This is a genomic window from Pseudomonas sp. DWP3-1-3b3, assembly GCF_049896305.1.
GTDB classification, from domain to species: domain Bacteria; phylum Pseudomonadota; class Gammaproteobacteria; order Pseudomonadales; family Pseudomonadaceae; genus Aquipseudomonas; species Aquipseudomonas azotoformans_A.
Genome location: NZ_JAFCUA010000002.1, coordinates 701,984 through 719,958, shown reverse-complemented (window position 1 = coordinate 719,958; position 17,975 = coordinate 701,984). Strand labels below are relative to the sequence as shown.

The 17,975-nt window shown below is 60.9% G+C and carries 18 protein-coding genes; 3 read left to right on the top strand and 15 right to left on the bottom strand.

Annotated features, from left to right (window positions below):
• Positions 1-5: 5 nt before the first annotated feature.
• Genes ACP7BX_RS09710 through ACP7BX_RS09690 form a run of 5 tightly spaced genes read right to left on the bottom strand, consistent with a single transcriptional unit; the run spans position 6 to position 3,929 of the window.
• Positions 6-641 carry an SCO family protein gene (locus ACP7BX_RS09710; RefSeq protein WP_426126884.1) on the bottom strand — a complete coding sequence of 212 codons (636 nt, stop codon included), beginning with the start codon at positions 639-641 and terminating at the stop codon, positions 6-8.
• Positions 638-1,537 carry a heme o synthase gene (gene cyoE / locus ACP7BX_RS09705; protein WP_038851113.1) on the bottom strand — a complete coding sequence of 300 codons (900 nt, stop codon included), beginning with the start codon at positions 1,535-1,537 and terminating at the stop codon, positions 638-640. Before cyoE ends, ACP7BX_RS09710 begins: the two co-directional genes overlap by 4 nt.
• Positions 1,525-2,604 (bottom strand): COX15/CtaA family protein, encoded by a 1,080-nt coding sequence (locus ACP7BX_RS09700; RefSeq protein ID WP_033899218.1) that lies wholly within the window; start codon positions 2,602-2,604, stop codon positions 1,525-1,527. Before ACP7BX_RS09700 ends, cyoE begins: the two co-directional genes overlap by 13 nt.
• Positions 2,605-2,614: 10 nt before the next feature.
• Entirely contained in the window at positions 2,615-3,199 is a 585-nt protein-coding gene (locus ACP7BX_RS09695) for a hypothetical protein (RefSeq protein ID WP_426126887.1), read from the bottom strand.
• Positions 3,165-3,929: an SURF1 family protein gene (locus ACP7BX_RS09690; RefSeq protein ID WP_426126889.1), complete on the bottom strand. Its 765-nt coding sequence runs from the start codon at positions 3,927-3,929 to the stop codon at positions 3,165-3,167. The genes ACP7BX_RS09695 and ACP7BX_RS09690 overlap by 35 nt, the downstream gene beginning before the upstream one ends.
• 28 nt (positions 3,930-3,957) lie before the next feature.
• Here ACP7BX_RS09690 and ACP7BX_RS09685 point away from each other — a divergent pair, with 28 nt between their 5' ends.
• A complete protein-coding gene (locus ACP7BX_RS09685) occupies positions 3,958-4,161 on the top strand; it encodes a twin transmembrane helix small protein (RefSeq protein ID WP_426126891.1) in 204 nt (67 codons plus the stop codon).
• 6 nt (positions 4,162-4,167) lie between these two features.
• Here the strand turns inward: ACP7BX_RS09685 and ACP7BX_RS09680 are convergent, their stop codons facing one another.
• The 4 genes from ACP7BX_RS09680 to coxB are packed head-to-tail and all read right to left on the bottom strand — an operon-like array spanning position 4,168 to position 8,436.
• Complete coding sequence (locus ACP7BX_RS09680) at positions 4,168-5,055, bottom strand: cytochrome c oxidase subunit 3 (protein WP_016978773.1); 888 nt, start codon at positions 5,053-5,055, stop codon at positions 4,168-4,170.
• A gap of 35 nt (positions 5,056-5,090) precedes the next feature.
• Positions 5,091-5,642, bottom strand: coding sequence for a cytochrome c oxidase assembly protein (locus tag ACP7BX_RS09675; protein ID WP_033899210.1), 552 nt, complete (start codon positions 5,640-5,642; stop codon positions 5,091-5,093).
• 21 nt (positions 5,643-5,663) lie between these two features.
• Positions 5,664-7,250 carry a cytochrome c oxidase subunit I gene (gene ctaD / locus ACP7BX_RS09670; RefSeq protein WP_033899208.1) on the bottom strand — a complete coding sequence of 529 codons (1,587 nt, stop codon included), beginning with the start codon at positions 7,248-7,250 and terminating at the stop codon, positions 5,664-5,666.
• Positions 7,251-7,308: 58 nt separating this feature from the next.
• Positions 7,309-8,436, bottom strand: coding sequence for a cytochrome c oxidase subunit II (gene coxB / locus ACP7BX_RS09665; protein WP_426126894.1), 1,128 nt, complete (start codon positions 8,434-8,436; stop codon positions 7,309-7,311).
• Positions 8,437-8,803: 367 nt separating this feature from the next.
• Between coxB and ACP7BX_RS09660 the strand changes: the two genes are divergently transcribed.
• Positions 8,804-9,451: a hypothetical protein gene (locus tag ACP7BX_RS09660; RefSeq protein ID WP_269132404.1), complete on the top strand. Its 648-nt coding sequence runs from the start codon at positions 8,804-8,806 to the stop codon at positions 9,449-9,451.
• 68 nt (positions 9,452-9,519) lie between these two features.
• Here ACP7BX_RS09660 and ACP7BX_RS09655 read toward each other — a convergent pair whose 3' ends face one another.
• From ACP7BX_RS09655 to ACP7BX_RS09630, 6 genes are all read right to left on the bottom strand, one after another.
• Positions 9,520-11,061 (bottom strand): SulP family inorganic anion transporter, encoded by a 1,542-nt coding sequence (locus tag ACP7BX_RS09655; protein WP_426126896.1) that lies wholly within the window; start codon positions 11,059-11,061, stop codon positions 9,520-9,522.
• Between the two features lie 85 nt (positions 11,062-11,146).
• Positions 11,147-11,878, bottom strand: a complete 732-nt coding sequence (locus tag ACP7BX_RS09650) for a carbonic anhydrase (protein ID WP_033899200.1) — start codon at positions 11,876-11,878, stop codon at positions 11,147-11,149.
• A gap of 227 nt (positions 11,879-12,105) precedes the next feature.
• A complete protein-coding gene (locus ACP7BX_RS09645) occupies positions 12,106-13,164 on the bottom strand; it encodes a PA0069 family radical SAM protein (RefSeq protein WP_038851104.1) in 1,059 nt (352 codons plus the stop codon).
• An 81-nt stretch (positions 13,165-13,245) separates the two neighbouring features.
• Entirely contained in the window at positions 13,246-14,544 is a 1,299-nt protein-coding gene (locus tag ACP7BX_RS09640; protein WP_426126899.1) for a c-type cytochrome, read from the bottom strand.
• A gap of 12 nt (positions 14,545-14,556) precedes the next feature.
• Complete coding sequence (locus tag ACP7BX_RS09635; RefSeq protein WP_038851101.1) at positions 14,557-16,341, bottom strand: GMC family oxidoreductase; 1,785 nt, start codon at positions 16,339-16,341, stop codon at positions 14,557-14,559.
• Between the two features lie 2 nt (positions 16,342-16,343).
• On the bottom strand, positions 16,344-17,096 hold the full coding sequence (locus ACP7BX_RS09630) for a gluconate 2-dehydrogenase subunit 3 family protein (protein WP_033900409.1): 753 nt from the start codon (positions 17,094-17,096) through the stop codon (positions 16,344-16,346).
• 231 nt (positions 17,097-17,327) lie between these two features.
• Between ACP7BX_RS09630 and ACP7BX_RS09625 the strand changes: the two genes are divergently transcribed.
• Positions 17,328-17,975, top strand: coding sequence for a tyrosine-protein phosphatase (locus ACP7BX_RS09625; protein WP_426126901.1), 648 nt, complete (start codon positions 17,328-17,330; stop codon positions 17,973-17,975).

Below are 17,975 nucleotides of genomic sequence, written 5' to 3'. Positions count from 1 at the left end.
TTTGTTTATGGGCGCTGTAGCAATGCAGGCAACTGCGCCACCAGCTTCTGGTTGTTCAACGGCGCACGGATGAACCCGCGCTGGGTTCCATCCGGCCCGATCAGCGCCAGGTTGCCACTGTGGTCGACGGTGTAGTTGGGCTTGCTGGTATCGGCCGGAATGAACGGAATGCTCACCGCATTCGACACCTTCTGCACCTCCTCGACATTCGCACCGGTCAACCCGACAAACTGCGGATCGAAGTAACCCAGGTACTGCTTGAGCTGAGTCGGCGTGTCGCGATGCGGATCGACGCTGACCAAGATCACCTGCAACTTATCCACAACGTCCTTGGGCAATTCGCTCTTGATCTGGCGCAGCTGGGCAAGGGTGGTCGGGCAGATGTCCGGGCAGAAGGTGTAGCCGAAGAATAACAAGCTCCACTTGCCTTTCAATTCGTTGACCACCACCGGCTGACCTTCCTGATTGGTCATGGTCACCGGCGGCAACTGACGGCTTTGCGGCAACAGGATGATGCCGGCGTCGATCAAGGCGGTGGGATCGCCCTGGCCTTTGCCCGAGAGCACTTTGTTGACGGTCAGGCCCATGATCAATGCCACCAGGGCCACCAGGATGAAGACAGTTTTTTGAGTTCGAGTCATAGGTTCAACAGTAGGTAGTGGTCGAGGAGCAGCGCGATAAACAGCAGCAGCAAGTACCAGATAGAGTACTTGAAGGTGTTGATCGCCGCGTGCGGCCGACCGCCACGGTACAACACCCAGGCCCATTGCAGAAAGCGCCCGCCCAATACCAGTGCGCACGCAAGGTAGAGCAGGCCGCTCATGTGGATCACATAGGGCATCAGGCTCACCGCCAGCAGGGCGAAGGTGTAGAGCAGGATATGCACCTTGGTGTAATGCTCGCCGTGGGTCACCGGCAGCATCGGGATATCGGCCTTGGCGTATTCTTCCTTGCGGTGAATGGCCAGGGCCCAGAAGTGCGGCGGGGTCCAGGCGAAGATGATCAGCACCAGCAACAGGGGCTCTGCGCTGACATGCCCGGTGACGGCCACCCATCCCAACAGCGGCGGCGCCGCGCCAGCCAGGCCGCCGATGACGATATTCTGCGGCGTCGCCCGCTTGAGAAAACCGGTATAGATCACGGCATAGCCAAGCAGCGAAGCCAAGGTCAGCCAGGCCGCCAGCGGGTTGGTGAACGCCAACAGCAGCGCCAATCCCGCAACAGCCAGAAACAATGCAAAGGCCAGCGCCGCCAGCGGCGATACACGCCCCTCTGCCAGCGGCCGCTTATGGGTGCGAGCCATTACGGCGTCAATCCGCCGGTCCACCACATGGTTCACGGCCGCCGCGCCGCCCGCACACAGGGCTATCCCCAGGTTGCCGAACACCAGCACCGTCCATGGCACGCCCGCGCGGGTCGCCAGGAACATCCCTACCAGGGAGGTGATGAGCATCAACACCACCACTTTCGGCTTGGTCAGCTCCAGGTAGTCACGCCAGATCGCCTGGCCGTGACGCGCACCGATCAAGGTCGCCATGGCATCTCTCCTTTAAGGGTGATGAGGCCCGATACGTGTTTGCGTGGGATAAAACGCCAGCCGAACGGCAGCTGGTTGCGCACCCGGACCAGGCTGGTACGGGCGTGGTAGTTGACCAGTACCAGCGTCAGCAACAAGGCCGCACCGCCAGCGTTGTGCCCGACCGCCACCGGCAGCGGCAAGTGGAAATACACATTGCTCAAGCCCAGACAGATTTGCGCCGCTAGGGCGATCAGCAGCAAGCCGGCCAAGCGCGTCATGCCCACTGCCCGCAGTTGCCAGGCCAGGCCCAGCAGCACCAGGCTGACGATGACGGCGCCAATGCGGTGGGTCAGGTGGATGGCCGTGCGCGCCTCGCTGTCCAGTTGTCCGCCCAAGTAATTGGGCCCGATGTGCTGGGTCAGATGAAAGCCATTGGCGAAATCCGCCGCCGGCCACCATTCGCCGTGGCATGTCGGCAGATCGATACAGGCCACCGCCGCGTAGTTGGAACTGACCCAGCCCCCCAGCGCGATCTGGCCGATCACCAGCACCAGGCCCGCCGTCGCCCAATATTGCAGGCGCTTGGGCACGATCAAAGCGGGCAATACGCCGGACAAGCGCAAGGTCAGCAGAAACAGCAGGCTCAAGGTCGCAAAGCCGCCCAATAAATGCCCCGTCACCACCTGCGGCCATAACTTCAATGTCACCGTCCACATGCCAAACGCCGCCTGGGCGAAGACCACCGCCAGCAGGAACAGCGGCAGCTTCACCGGCTGGCCGGGGTCGCGCCGATGGCTCCACGAACGCGCAGCCAGCAACACGATCAGCAAGCCCAGGGTGCCGGCGAAATAGCGATGGGTCATCTCGGCCCAGCCCTTGTCGGCCTCCACCGGCGTATCGGGGAAATGCAGCTCGGCATGAGCCAACTGGGCTTCGGTCTTGGGCACGCTGATGAAGCCGTAGCAGCCCGGCCAATCCGGGCAACCCAGGCCGGCGTGGGTCAGGCGCGTATAGGCGCCGAGCAGCACGACGATCAGCGCCAGCAAGGTGGCAAACAACGCGAGGCGAAATCCAGGTTTGGCCATGACGATGCCCTTATCCGATGTTCGACAGTTTCAGCAGGTGGCGCAGGTCGTTGAGCAAATCCTTGCCCTTGACCTTGGCGTCGTAGCGCAACACCAGGTTGCCGTGGGGATCGACGATCCACAGTTGCGCATCACCCGGCGCGGCAGCGTCTTTGCTGAAGGTCGACAAGTCCAGCGGGTAGCGTTGCAGCTGCGGGTATTCAATTTTCAACTTGGCCTCGTACTCCGCGCTCACCGGCTGCGCGCTGGCCAAGGCATGGCTGGCGCGGGAGGCATCTCGACCCAGGCTGATTTGCAGTTGGCGTGCGAGGTACACCAATTGCTGGCAATCCGCTGCACAGGCAGTGGGTGCGGTCACCAGCAGTTGCCAGCGCTGCTCATCGGCCTGTACGCCAATATCGGCGCGGGTCTGGCCGTTGCCAATCATCTCGCCGTGGTAGCTGCGGTTCTCCGGCACCCAGAACTGCAGCTTGTACATAAAGGTGGCCAGCGCCATGGGCCCGATCACCATCATCAGGATCAGGATCAACTGCCAACGGCCTTTACGCCGATTCGGGGCTTCAGACATGTTGAGTGGATTCGTGGCCGCTCCCATGGGGCTTCTCCTTTTTGTTGTGCCATCCGAGGTAGAGATAAAGCGCCAGCAACGCCAGCGACATGGCGAACCACTGCACGGCATACGCCAAGTGTTTTTCCGGGCCCATGGCGACGATCGGCCAGGTGGTTTCATAGGTGCCGGGGCCGGCTTCGGCCCGCAACTCATAGGCGAAACCGTTGCGACCCAACTCAGCCCAAAGCGCGGCGGGGTGCAAAGCCGTCAGCAAGCGTGGCCATTGCGCGGTCGCGGGGTCCGGGTGCAATTGGAAGGTTTCGCCGGGGGCGACGTACACCCAGGCATCAAGGTTCAGCGGCTGATCCGGCGTGGTGAAGACGGGCGGCGTGCGCCGATCCGGCCAGGGCAGCCAACCGCGATTGAGCAACAGCCACAGGCCACTGGCCTGGTCGTGGAAGGGTTGCAGCAGCTCTACGCCGGCCTTGCCATCGCGCATGCGGTTGTCGAGGAATACGCTGTGTTCGGCGTCAAATTGGCCGCGCAGACGAACGCGGCGGAAGGCCGGGTCCGCCATGTCGTTAAGTTGCGTGCTGCTGATCGGCTCAGCCGCGCGCCGCTCGGCGTAGCTGTCCACCAGCAGCTGTTTTTCATGGCCGCGAGACAACTGCCAGAACCCCAGGCCGACCATCAACGGCAGCAGCACCAACACCACCAATGTCGGTGCGATTCCCGGCCGAAAGCATTTTATGGCGCTGGCTATACTTGTTTTCATTGCCCGCCCATCCCGTTGGAGCCCGACCATGCTCAAAGCCGCTATTGCCCTGATGCTGATCGCGACCGTCGTGAGCCTGTTCAGTGGCTTGTTCTTCCTGGTCAAGGACGAGGGCAACTCCAATCGCCTCGTCACTGCCTTGACCGTGCGTGTCGTACTGGCCGTGGTCACCGTAGCGCTGATCGCCTGGGGCTTTTTCAGCGGCCAGCTGGTGTCTCATGCGCCGTGGTAAAGCGCCTCACAGCACATAGACGAAGAAAAACAGGCCGATCCACACCACATCCACAAAGTGCCAATACCAACTGGCCGCCTCGAAACCGAACTGGTGCTCGGCGTTGAAATGCCCCTTGAGGATGCGCATCAGCATCACGAACAGAATGATGGTGCCGATGGTGACGTGAGCGCCGTGGAACCCGGTGAGCATGAAGAACGTCGCGCCGTACACGCCGGAGCCCAAGGTCAGGCCCAGCTCTTTATAGGCGTGGATGTATTCCTCGGCCTGAAACCCCAGGAACGCCAGGCCCAACAGCACAGTGATCGCCAGCCAGATTTTCAGCGCGCCACGATGGCCTTTACGCAGCGCGTGGTGGGCGATGGTGATGGTCACGCTGGAGCTCACCAGCAGAATGGTGTTCACCAGCGGCAGGCCCCACGGGCTGATGGTGCCTTCCGGTGCCGGGTACATTTTCGGGTCGGGGTTATTCAGCAACGGCCAGGCAAACTCGAAGTTCGGCCACAGCATATGTGCGACGCCCTTGGAGCCTTCACCCGCCAGCCAGGGCGCCGACATGTGGCGCACGTAAAACAGCGCACCGAAGAAAGCGATAAAGAACATCACCTCGGAAAAGATGAACCAGGTCATGCCCCAGCGGAACGAGCGGTCCATCTGCGAACTGTACAAACCGGCGCGGCTTTCCTTGATCACCGCGCCGAACCAGCCGAACAGCATGTAGGCCAATAACAGCCCGCCAACGAAAAAGATCCACGGGCCGTGGGATTCCGCCCGCGCGGCTTTAAGGTCGTTGAACCACAGACCCAGTCCGTACACCGTGATCAACAGGCCAAACGTGGCAATTATTGGCCATTTGCTTTGCGCTGGTACGTAGTACGTATCATGAGACGACATGTATTCGCTCTCCTGATTGAGGGGGCAAACAGTAGCTAGCCGCCGCTGTGGGCAGCCACCGGCGGTTGGCGCGCAGTGATATCAAACAGCGTGTACGCCAGGGTCAGATGCTTCACATCCTTGGGCATGTCGCGGTCGACAATGAAACGCACCGGCATCTCGATGCGCTGGCCCGGTTGCAACACTTGCTGGGTGAAGCAAAAGCACTCGGTCTTGTGGAAGTACATCGCCGCTTCGGCCGGGGAAATACTGGGCACGGCCTGGGCCGTCATCGGCTTGTCGGTGGGGTTGTGGGCCACGAACAGCATCTCGGTCACCGCGCCCGGATTGACCACCACTTCGTCAGCCTTGGCGTAAAAATCCCAGACCATGTCGATGGCGTTGGTGGACAAAAACTGCACACGCACCTGACGCGTTGGGTCGACGATCTGCTCGCCCTCGTACTGCCCGGCTGTCTTGCCGTTGATGCCGAACGCCTTGCACATCACGTCGTAGATCGGCACCAACGCAAAGCCAAAGGCGAACATCGCCACCACCAGAATCAGCAGGCGGGTGACCAGGCGCTTGGTGGGCACGGACTCAGCCATGGCAGCCTCCCGTCATCCTGTTCATTTGACCTCCGGCGGCGTGGTGAAGGTGTGGTATGGCGCCGGCGACGGGACGCTCCACTCCAGGCCTTCAGCGCCATCCCACGGTTTGGCGGGTGCCGGCGGGCCGCCACGGATGCACTTGATCACAATGAACAGGAAGAAGATCTGTGTGGCGCCAAACATGAACGCGCCAATCGACGAGACCATGTTGAAATCGGCGAACTGCAGGTTGTAGTCCGGCACCCGGCGCGGCATGCCCGCCAGCCCGACGAAGTGCATCGGGAAAAACGCCATGTTCATGCCGACGAAAGACAGCCAGAAGTGCAGCTTGCCCAGGGTTTCGTCGTACATGTGGCCGGTCCATTTCGGCAGCCAGTAGTAGGCTGAGGCGAAGATGCCGAAGATCGCGCCGGGCACCAGTACGTAATGGAAATGCGCCACCACAAAATAAGTGTCGTGGTACTGGAAGTCCGCCGGGGCAATCGCCAGCATCAGCCCGGAGAACCCGCCGATAGTGAAGAGGATCACAAAGGCCACGGCAAACAGCATCGGCGTCTCGAAGGTCAGCGAGCCTTGCCACATGGTGCTGACCCAGTTGAACACCTTCACCCCTGTGGGCACGGCGATCAGAAGCGTGGCGTACATGAAGAACAACTCGCCCACCAGCGGAATGCCCACCACGAACATGTGGTGCGCCCACACGATAAACGACAAGAAGGCGATGCTCGCCGTGGCGTAGACCATCGAGGTGTAGCCGAACAGCGGCTTGCGCGAGAAGGTCGGGATGATCGAGCTGACGGCGCCGAAGGCCGGCAGGATCATGATGTACACCTCAGGGTGACCGAAGAACCAGAACACGTGCTGGAACAACACCGGGTCACCACCGCCGGCCGCACTGAAGAAGCTGGTGCCGAAATGGATATCCATCAGCATCATGGTCACGCAGCCCGCCAGCACCGGCATCACCGCGATCAGCAGGAACGCGGTGATCAGCCAGGTCCAGACGAACAGCGGCATTTTCATCAAGGTCATGCCCGGCGCACGCAGGTTGAGGATGGTGGCGACCACGTTGATCGCGCCCATGATCGAACTGATGCCCATCAGGTGGATCGCGAAGATAAAGAACGTCACGCTTTCCGGCGCGTAGGTGGTGGAGAGCGGCGCGTAGAAGGTCCAGCCGAAGTTCGGCCCGCCTCCGGGCGTGAACAGCGTCGAAACCAGCAACAGGAACGCCGCCGGCAACAGCCAGAAACTGAAGTTGTTCATGCGCGGCAGGGCCATGTCGGGCGCGCCGATCATCAGCGGGATCATCCAGTTGGCCAGGCCGACAAACGCCGGCATCACCGCGCCGAACACCATGATCAGCCCGTGCATAGTGGTCATCTGGTTGAAGAACGCTGGCTGCACGATCTGCAGGCCGGGCTGGAACAGCTCGGCCCGGATCACCATGGCGAACGAGCCGCCAAGCAGGAACATGGCGAAGGCGAACCACAGGTACATGGTGCCGATGTCTTTGTGGTTGGTGGTCAGCACCCAGCGCATCAACCCCTTGGCGGGGCCGTGGGCATGGTCGGCGTGACCATGGTCATCGATCACAGCGCTCATGGCCGTTCTCCTGCAAGCGGGTGGGCGGGGCGGGTCGAGGTAAACGCCTTGAGAGAGGTCATTTGCTTTCCGCCTGCTTGATGGCCAGCACGTCTTTAGGCGTGACCATGTCGCCTTTGTTGTTGCCCCAGGCATTGCGCTCGTAGGTCACCACGGCGGCGATGTCCACTTCCGAGAGCTGCTTGCCGAAGGCCGCCATCGCGGTGCCGGGCTTGCCGTGGTAGACGAGACTCAGGTGGTCAGCCGCAGGGCCGGTCGCGATCTTGGAGCCCTTGAGCGCCGGGAACATCGGCGGCAGGCCCTGGCCTTCGGCCTGGTGACAGGCCACGCAGGTGGTGTGGTAGACCTTGTCACCACGGGCCACCAGCTCTTCCAGCGTCCACTCTTTGGAGGTCAGCTCCTTGAGCTTGGCGGCCTCTGCCTTGCGCTCGCCCAGCCAGGTCTCGTAGTCGGCCTTGGACTTGACCTCGACCACGATGGGCATGAAGCCGTGGTCCTTGCCGCACAGTTCGGCGCACTGGCCACGGTAGATGCCGGGCTTCTCAACGCGGGTCCAGGCCTCGTTGACGAACCCAGGAATGGCGTCGCGCTTGACCGCAAAGGCCGGCACCCACCAGGAGTGGATCACGTCGGCGGCCGTCACCAGGAAACGCACCTTGGCGCCCACCGGCAGCACCAGCGGCTGGTCGACTTCCAATAGGTAGTGTTCGCCCTTGGTGGCCTGGTTATGGATCTGTTCGGCGGGCGTGGCCAGGTTGCTGAAGAACTCCACGTCCTGGCCCAGGTATTTGTAATGCCACTTCCACTGGTAGCCGGTGACCTGGATATCGATATCCGATTCACTGCTGTCGTAGATATTGATCAGGGTCTTGGTAGCCGGAATGGCCATCGCGATCAGGATCAGCAAGGGCACGACGGTCCAGAGGATTTCCACGGTGGTGCTCTCGTGGAACTTGGCCGCGACCTGGCCCGTGGACCGGCGATGAACGATCATCGACCAGAACATCGCGCCAAACACGATGATGCCGATCACCACACAGATCCAGAAAATGGTCATGTGCAGGTCGAACACAGCGTGACTGACTTCTGTCGCCCCTGGCGCCATATTCGTTGTCCAGGCGGCATGTGCCTGGCCGAATACTGACCACAACAGGAGGCCCATCCAAACGTGTGGATGTCGCATCATTGCGGGTTCCCCTTATCGTTCTTGTTATCCCGCCGGTTTGCACCTGCGTCGAAGGGAGCGGCTTCCATACTGCTTACAACCGCCTGGCCTTGCCTGCTTATGCAGTCTGGCGTCATCAGCTAATCGCGTACAAATCCGAGTATAGACAGGCTCTGCAACCCCGCAATGTGTAGGGGCAAATGAGTCAAAATGACCGGTCAGGGCTAATAAAACCGGGGGCGGAATCGTTTATCCGACGAACGATGGCAATTCGATATAACGCGGGCGCATAACCATGAAATAATTATGACAAATGCGTCTTAGGCGCTCGTATAAACGAGCTACCTTATCCTCTCCCTTTTCCTACGCCTGCATCACTGGAGCTTTCATGAACACCGCCGCATTGCGCGAGCAGATTTCCCGTGCCCATCAACACGAAGCCAGCACGGGCCAGCTTGCCCAGCAACTGGAAAAACAATTGCCGCACCTGCATTCGGCCATTTCCCTGGCTGACGGTGATCGCAACATTGTCATGACCCGCTTTGTCAGCGCCTACATCGACCTCGTCCCGGATTTGCTGGACGCCGCCAACGACGTGGCCCGCGAAGCCGGAATCGAAAGCCAGATCAAACCGGTGCTGAAGATTGCCGAGCATTTCTTCCTGCAACCACCCGCGATCCTGGCCGGCCACGAAGGCCTCGACGGCCTGCTGGACGAGGCCTACTTGGCGCATCGATTGGTTGAAGAGGTGAATGATCTGTATATCAAGCACTTTGGCCAGCCGTTGATTCCGGCAGATACCACGGTGGCCAATGTCATCGCCCACCAACTGATTGGCGAAACCTTCGCCAATCAGTTGGATGAAGCGGTGCACCACGCGGTGGATGAAATGCTCAACGAAGACAGCTTTGCGCTGGAGTCGGTGGAGGCTTACCGCGAGACGCTCAAAAGCCCGGACACGGAAGCGGCGTGGAAGCGCTGGCCGTGCCTGTCGCGGCAGTTGGGGGTTGAGTTGGCGTTGGATCAGCCGGCTTAGTTTCCTGGGTCGCAAATGATCAAATGTGGGAGCCGGGTTTGCCCGGCTCTCACAGGGCTCCTGGGTGGTTAGGCTGGCGCGGAACCTATCCCCGTCGTCATCCTGACCCGACCTTCCAGCCGTCGCTTCAACCCACGCGCCTCGATCACCAGCGTCGAGCCCTTGGCCGCATTGGCCCGCCCCCACTCCTCCAGCAGCTCCAGGCAGGAATGGTCGATGTAACTCAAGTTGCTCAACGGCACATGCAGGGTGGTCCCCTCAGGCACCGTCGACAGCACCTGGGTGAGCGCCGGCACTTTCAAGAAGGTCGCCGCGCCTGTCAGACGCAGTTCCATTTCACCCTCTTTAGGCAAATCGATCAGGCTCACTTTCAGGCGTGACGCCTTGAACGCCAGCTTGACCAACGTCAACCCGAAGCCCACCAGCACGCCGGTCAGCAGGTCGGTAAAGATGATCGCCAACGCCGTGGCCGCGTAGGTAAACATCGGCATCCGTCCATAGCGCCCCAGTGCCTTGAACGCCTTGATGTCCACCAGCTTGATCCCGGTGTACACCAACACACCCGCCAGGCTCGCCACCGGAATGCTTTGCAGCACACTCGACAGCAACAGCACGAACGCCAGCAGCCACAGGCCGTGGAACATCGCCGACAGACGGGTGGTCGCACCGGCCTGCACGTTGGCCGAGCTGCGCACGATTACACCGGTCATCGGCAAGGCACCGACCAGGCCACAGAGCATGTTGCCTACGCCCTGGGCGGACAATTCCTTATCGAAATCAGAACGCTGACCACTGTGCATACGATCGACCGCCGCAGCGGAAAGCAGGGTTTCGGCGCTCGCGATAAATGCCACGGCGAAGGCGGCGATCAGCAGTTGCGGGTCGGCGAGGTTGAGCAGGTCACTGGGGCGTAGCCAGTCGATAGCGTCAGCGAGGTTTTCCGGGACTTCCACACGCTTGACCTGCAGCGCCAGTACCAGGCTCACCGCAGTGGTCAGGCCCACACCCAACAAGGCGCCCGGCACAAAGCGCAGGCGTTGCGGGCGCAATTTGTCCCAGGCGTACATCACCAGCATGGTCGACAACCCCAGCAATCCCGCCTGCCACCCCAGGCCGCCGCCCAAGGTTGGGATCGCCGCGGCCAACGCCGCCGGGAACCCCGCCAGGTTATCCAGCCCGGAAGGCTTGGGCGCGCCGTCGAGCATCACGTGAATCTGGGACAGCACAATCAGCACGCCAATCCCCGCCAGCATGCCGTACACCACAGCCGGCGCCGTGACGCGGAACCAGCAGCCCAGGCGCAACCGCCCGGCCACCAATTGCAGGAAGCCCGCCAACAACAAGATTGGGCCCAGCATCAGCATGCCGTGCTGACGCACCAGCTCGAACACCAACACAGCCAGGCCTGCTGCGGGACCACTGACCTGCAGCGGCGAGCCTGCCAGCCAACCCACCACCAGGCCACCGATGATCCCGGTGATCAGACCTTTTGCCGGCGGCATGCCAGAGGCAATCGCGATCCCCATGCACAACGGCAGGGCGACCAGAAACACAACCACCGAGGCGAGCAGCTCCCGTGGCAATACAGCTTTGAATTGAGCAGCACGCATGATGACTCTCCCGAGGCATTCGCCGGGCGCGGCAAAGCCTGGCTGCGTCCATGGCAGCCACCGCTTTACCCGGCAGGGAAGTGTTTTAGAAGCGCGCTTTAGGCGTCGCGGAAGGAATCGGCCCGTCACCGCTCAACGAGCGGAACGCTGACTGGTCCGCATCGTAGGCCCGGATTTCACTGGTCTCGATGTTGTAGATCCAACCATGGATAAACAAATGACCATTGGCCATGCGCGAAGCCACGGAAGGGTGGGTGCGCAAATGTTGCAGCTGGGCGATGACGTTTTCTTCGGTCAGCACCTTCATGCTCTCGCCTTCGTTGGCGCAGTCACAGTTGTCTTCAACCATGGACTTGGCAACTTCGGCATGCCGCAACCAGGCCCTGACGGTTGGCATTTTCTCCAGGCTGGCGGGGTTGAGTACCGCACGCATGGCGCCGCAATCGGAGTGCCCGCAGACAATGATGTGCTGCACGCCCAAGGCCAATACCGCGTACTCGATGGCAGTGGACACACCGCCGTTCATCTGGCCGTAAGGCGGCACCACGTTACCGACGTTACGCGTCACGAACAGGTCGCCAGGCGAACTCTGGGTGATCAGCTCGGGCACGATGCGCGAGTCGGCGCACGTGATGAACATCGCCCGTGGGCTCTGGGCCGTGGCGAGTTTCTTGAACAGTTCTTCCTGCTGGGGGAAGACGTCGTGATGGAAATGCAAAAAGCCGTCAACGATATGCTTAAGCGCTGCATCGGCGGTTTCCGCCACCTGAGGGGCTGAAGCCGACGCAGCCAACGGCTGTTTATCCTGGTCACTCATGATTCATCCTCTTGATTAATGCAGGGGAGCTTTCAGGTCAGTTCGACGCCGGGCCAAGAGAACAGTTGCAAACGCCTCAAAACCGGGCCGCCGACTCATCAGTCACTCGCTGAACAAGGTAACCGCCGAAACTTAACTCAAACTGAATGAACCGCTCTAGATCGCGGGTTTCAGTGATGTCAAAGTGAGACCATTCCTACAAGAAAGGCAAACCTTTCCTCTTCAGTCTACAACAAAGCCATCTGCCTGCCCGGTGGGCAAAAGGCCGTACAGTCCAGATTGAAACCTTCCCGCCGATCGAGCCCCAGGCGCTTGATCGCCTTGCTGAAGCGCTGGGCCAGCAAATCGGCAAACGGCCCTTCACCGCGCATGCGTACGCCAAAACGGCTGTCATACACCTCACCGCCACGCACCTGGCGCACAAGGCTCATCACATGAGCCGCCCGTTGCGGGTAATGCGCCGCCAGCCACTCCTCGAACAGCGGCGCCACCTCCAGCGGCAGGCGCAACATCATGTACGCCGCACTTTGCGCGCCCGCAGCATGGGCCTCGGTCAGCAGGCTCTCCAATTCGCTGTCGTTGATCATCGGGATCATCGGCGAACACAGCACGCCCACCGGGATCCCCGCCTCACGCATCACCCGAATCGCCCGCAACCGTGCCTTGGGCGCCGCCGTGCGCGGCTCCAGGATGCGCTTGAGCTCATCGTCCAGGCTGGTGAGGCTGATCATAACCGCCACCAATCGCTGGCGCGCCAACTCGGTGAGCAGGTCCAGGTCGCGCAAAATCAGCGAGCCCTTGGTGATGATGGTCACCGGATGCCGATAACGCAGCAGCACTTCGAGGGTTTGCCGGGTAATCCTGTACTCACGCTCGATCGGCTGGTACGGGTCGGTATTGGAACCCAGGTTGATCGGCGCGCACACATAACCCGGCTTCGACAGCTGCTGCTCCAGCACGTCCGCGGCATTGGTCTTGGCGATCAGTTTGGTTTCGAAATCCAACCCCGGCGACATGTCCCAATAGGCATGACTGGGCCGCGCATAGCAGTAGATGCAACCATGCTCGCAGCCACGATAGGGGTTGATGGAACGATCGAACGGCAAGTCCGGCGAGTTGTTACGGGTGATGATGCTCTTGGCCGTCTCGATACGCACTTCGGTGCCCTGGGTCGGAGGCACTTCCTGAAACCAGCCATCGTCCTCGGCGACGCTCACCGTAGGGGCAAAGCGATTATGCAGGTTGGTGGCCGTGCCCCGGCCACGGGGCGGCAGCGGAGTAGACATGAAAGCGCCTCGATACTGTTTTTATATACAGTATCGAGACGCGAGGGTTCTGACCAGTGCCGTTTGGCGGTCAGGCAAGCCTCAGTGCTTCTGCGTCACTTGCCCCAGGTCATCACCGGAGGTAGTGCGCATGTCGTTGTGGCGCAGGTCCTTCACATCGCTGGCGTTAACCGGGGCGCCCTTATTGCCCCAGCTGCCACGGATGAAGCTCACCACATCCGCCACTTCCTGATCCGACAACCGCCAGGCGAACGCCGGCATGGTGAAGGTCGACGGCGCCGCGTGGGTCGCCGGCAAGGTGCCGCCGTTCAACACGATGTTGATCAACGACGTGGCATCCGCCGTCTGCACTACCGGGTTGCCCGCCAGCGCTGGGAACACCCGCGTGTAGCCATGGCCATCGGTACGGTGGCAGGCCGCACAGTTGTCGATATACACCGAGGCGCCGCGCTGGCTGTCATCGCCTTTCCACAACGCCTCGGCCACTTGCTTGTCGTACTGGTGCGGCTGATCCTTGGAATTCACCGCCGGCAGGCTCTTGAGGTAACGGGCGATAGCCGTCAGGTCATTTTCCGACATGTACTGCATGCTGTGGACGACCACGTCGCTCATGCCACCAAATACCGCGCTGCGGTCACTGCGGCCGGTCTTGAGGAACTGCACCAGTTGCTCCTCGCTCCAGCTGCCGAGGCCATCCTTGTGGTCACCGCGCAGGCTTTTGGCGATCCAACCTTCCAGCGGCGCGCTGCCGGACAGGAAGGCATTGCCGTCAGCGGCACTCAGGGCTTTTTCCTGCATGGTCAGCGCCCGTGGCGTGTGGCACGCACCGCAATGGCCAAGGCCTTCCACCAGGTAGGCGCCCCGGCTGGTCACCGGGTCGGCCTCGGCTTGGGCCGGATGCTCCTCGACTGAAGGCGCAAACATCCAACGCCATGCCGCCAACGGCCAGCGCATGCTCAGTGGCCAGGGAATATCGCTGTCCTTGTTCTCCTGGGCGACCGGTTCAACACCCTTCATGAAATACGCATACAACGCCTGCATGTCGCTGTCGCTGACACGCGCATAAGACGGGTAGGGCATTGCCGGGTAAAGCGTACTACCGCTCTTGGCGACACCGTGGCGCACGGCCTTGTCGAAGTCTTCGAAGCTGTAGTCGCCCAGGCCGGTCTTGTCCGGGGTGATGTTGGTGGAATAGATCACGCCAATCGGGGTTTCCATTGGCAGGCCGCCAGCAAAGGGTTTACCCCCTTTGGCAGTGTGGCAAGCCACGCAGTCACCTGCGCGGGCCAGGTATTCACCTTGCTTGATCAAGTCCGTTTCAGCGGCGCTGACAGAGCAGCTGCTGAAAAGGGCGAAGGTCGCGATAACAAGTGCTTTCATGGTCATCGCTCCTTATGCCTGAACCAGTGGGCCGGGGTTTTTCAGGTACTGCTCGCGGATGGCCCGCGCCGACCAATAGGTCAACGCCGCCACCAGCCCTGTAGGGTTGTAGCCCAAGCCTTGTGGGAAAGCGGATGCACCTGGGACAAACACGTTGTGCACATCCCAGCACTGCAGGTAGCGATTCAACGCACTGGTTTTCGGGTCGGTGCCCATGATCGCGCCACCGTTCAAGTGGGTGGTCTGGTACGACGCCGTGTTGAAGTGCTCGCCGACTTTTTTGCCGAGCACGGCAATGGCCTTGGGGTTCATCGCCTCCGCGACCTTGCCCATTTTCTCGACCATGAAGCGGTTCATCTTGATGTCGTTTTCCTGCCAGTCGAATGTCATCCGCAGCAACGGCTGGCCGTAGGCATCACGGTACACCGGGTCCAGATCCAGGTAGTTACCCCGGTAGGATTGATGGGCACCGTGGGCATCCATCGACACCTGGTGGGTGTAGTAATCGGCGGTGGCGCGCTTCCAGGCACTGCCCCAGGCTGGGGTGCCCGGCGGGTTGGACGTACCGGCAATCGGCCGGCTGCCGGCCTGGTTGACCCACATCGGCGAACCGCCCACAAAGCCATGGGGCCCGTGGTCGAAGTTGTCGGCGTTGAAGTCATCGATGGCCACGCCATTGCCGCCCGCGCCGATGAAGTTGTTGGTGTGGGTGTCCTTGTCGAAGAACGCCTTGATGGTCGCCATGTTCTGGTAGGCGAAGTTCCTGCCCACCACGCCCTCGTTGGTGATCGGGTCGTAGGGTTTGCCGATACCGGAAAGCAGCATCAAGCGCACGTTATGGAACTGGAACGCGCCGAGGATCACCAGATCCGCCGGTTGCTCGCATTCCCGGCCCTGGGCGTCGATGTACGTCACGCCCGTGGCCTTGCTCTTGGTGCTGTCGAGGTTGACCTTGAGCACGTGGGAATTGGGCCGCAGTTCAAAGTTCGGCACCTGGCGCAACGCCGGCAGGATGTTCACGTTCGGCGAGGCCTTGGAGTACATGTAGCAGACGTAGCCGCTGCAAAAACCGCAGAAGTTGCACGGCCCCATCTGGGCGCCGTAGGGGTTGGTGTAAGGCCCCGAGGTATTGGCTGAGGGCAGGTTGTAGGGTTTGTAACCCACATCACTAGCCGCTTTCTGAAACAACTGTGCGGAGACGGTGTTTTTCTGCGACTCCAGCGGGAACGGGTTGGAACGATCGGGCGCGTACGGGTTGCCGCCACGGCCTTCGCCAACCAGTTGGCCTTTCACGGTCCAGGCTTGGCCGGAAGTGCCGAAGACTTTTTCTGCGTAGTCGAAGAACGGCTCCAGCTCTTCGTAACTCACGCCGAAGTCCTGGATGGTCATGTCCTTGGGAATGAAGTTTTTGCCGTAGCGTTCTTCATAATGGCTGCGCATGCGCAGCTCGATCGGATCGACACGGAAATGCACGCCGGACCAATGCAGGCCCGCACCGCCCACGCCATTGCCCGGCAGGAACGCACCCAACTGACGGTTGGGCAGGGCGACGTCATTCACGCTATGGCGAATGGTCACCGTCTCCTTGGAGATATCCTGGAAGAGTTTCTTACGCACGCTGTAGGTCAATTCGTCGATGACCTGGGGATAGTTGCCGTCCGGGTAAGTGTCCTGCATCGGGCCGCGCTCCAGCGCTACCACGTTCAGGCCTGCTTCCGTCAGTTCCTTGGCCATGATCGCGCCGGTCCAGCCGAAGCCAACGATCACTGCATCGACTTTCTTCATGATGGTCGCCACGTTTATGCCCTCTCGCCGCGGATGGAAACTGCCGGGAAGGGGTATTGCTCGTTGCGTTCAACCCAGTCCATGAAGTCGGCGCGGGCGCCGGGGAAGCCGATCATGGTCCAGCCGACCATGCCTTTGTTGCCACCGTGGATCGGGTCGCAGAAGAAGCCTTCCTTGGTGTTTTGCAGCAACAGGTTGAAGAACATCTTGGGCGGCACCGCCTCGAAATGCGCTGTCACCTCACCGCCGCCAGCCTCCAGACGGCGCAGCATATCGTCTCGGGTAGCGCTGTCTTGCGCAGCAAAAACTTTGCCGTTGAAGGCTTTCGACCAAGCATCCGTCGCAGCAATGCCCAGGCGATAGATCTCTTTGGGCACCAATTTGCTCTGCCAACCCATCTCTGGGGGCGCATCAGCGTTGAAAGGACCTTGCATGAACCACAGGGCGCCGCTGGCGTACGGCGTGTTCATCTGGCGGTCGATGTATTCCGGCGCACCCGCTTCCAGGGCACCTGGGCCTTGGGCATCGGCGGGAATCAATTGCGCGACGGCGGCGTTGATAAACGCCCATTCCTCGGCGGTGAAATACGTGGGTTCGTAGGCCTTTTCGCTGGCTTTAGGCTTGGCCGGCGCGGCCTGGGCCGGCTCAGGCGTGGCCATCAGCATCGAGCCGCCAAGGCCGGTGCTGGCAACCGTGACCACCGGGATCAAGGTCAAGGATTTGCGCAGAAAGTCACGCCGGGGGTTGTCTTGATCTTGATCAGACATGGTGGCACCTCATCATGTGGTCACGGGTTTATCAGCCGGCTTCTGTTGAGCGGCTTGGTTTTTTTCGGCAAACAATAGTTACAAATGATAGCAGGCTATGCATCGAGAGAAGCGTTTCAGCGACTAAAGACTGAGGATTCACGGTTCTTTGACGGCGTCCTCACACATCATTGACCCCCCTTGGACCAACCTGAGCGGCATTCACCTATCTCCTGCCCGGTCATGTCACCCATGCTCAAGAATCAATGGCTGCCAGCCTTCGGCCTCGCGTTCATCGCGCTGTTCTCCAGTGCCTTCGTTCAAGCCGACGAGCCGATTTCCATTCGTTCCCCCGAGTGGGCACAACCGGTGGGCACTCAATACAACCTTCACCAGATGACGCCCACGCTCTATCGCAGCGCGCTACCGGACAGCAACGCCGCGCCGCTGCTGGAAAAGCTCAAGATTGGCACCGTGATCAATTTCCTGCCGGAATCCGATGCCGACTGGCTCAAATCCCCCGATATCCGCCAGGTACAGCTGACTTATCGCACCAACCATGTGGATGATTCCGACGTACTGGCGGCCCTGAGAGCCATCCAGGAAGCCGAAACCAACGGTCCGGTGCTGATGCATTGCAAGCACGGCTCTGACCGTACCGGCCTGATGGCGGCGATGTATCGGGTGGTGATTCAGGGGTGGAGCAAGGAAGATGCGCTGAACGAGATGACCTTGGGCGGCTTCGGCACCAGCAATGGCTTCAAGGACGGTGTTCGCTACATGATGAGGGCCGATGTCGCCAAGTTACGCCATGCGTTACTCAATGGAGAATGCAGCACCAGTGCCTTCGCCCTGTGTTCGATGAAGAGTTGGATGAACACCGCCAACACTGGCTCCTGA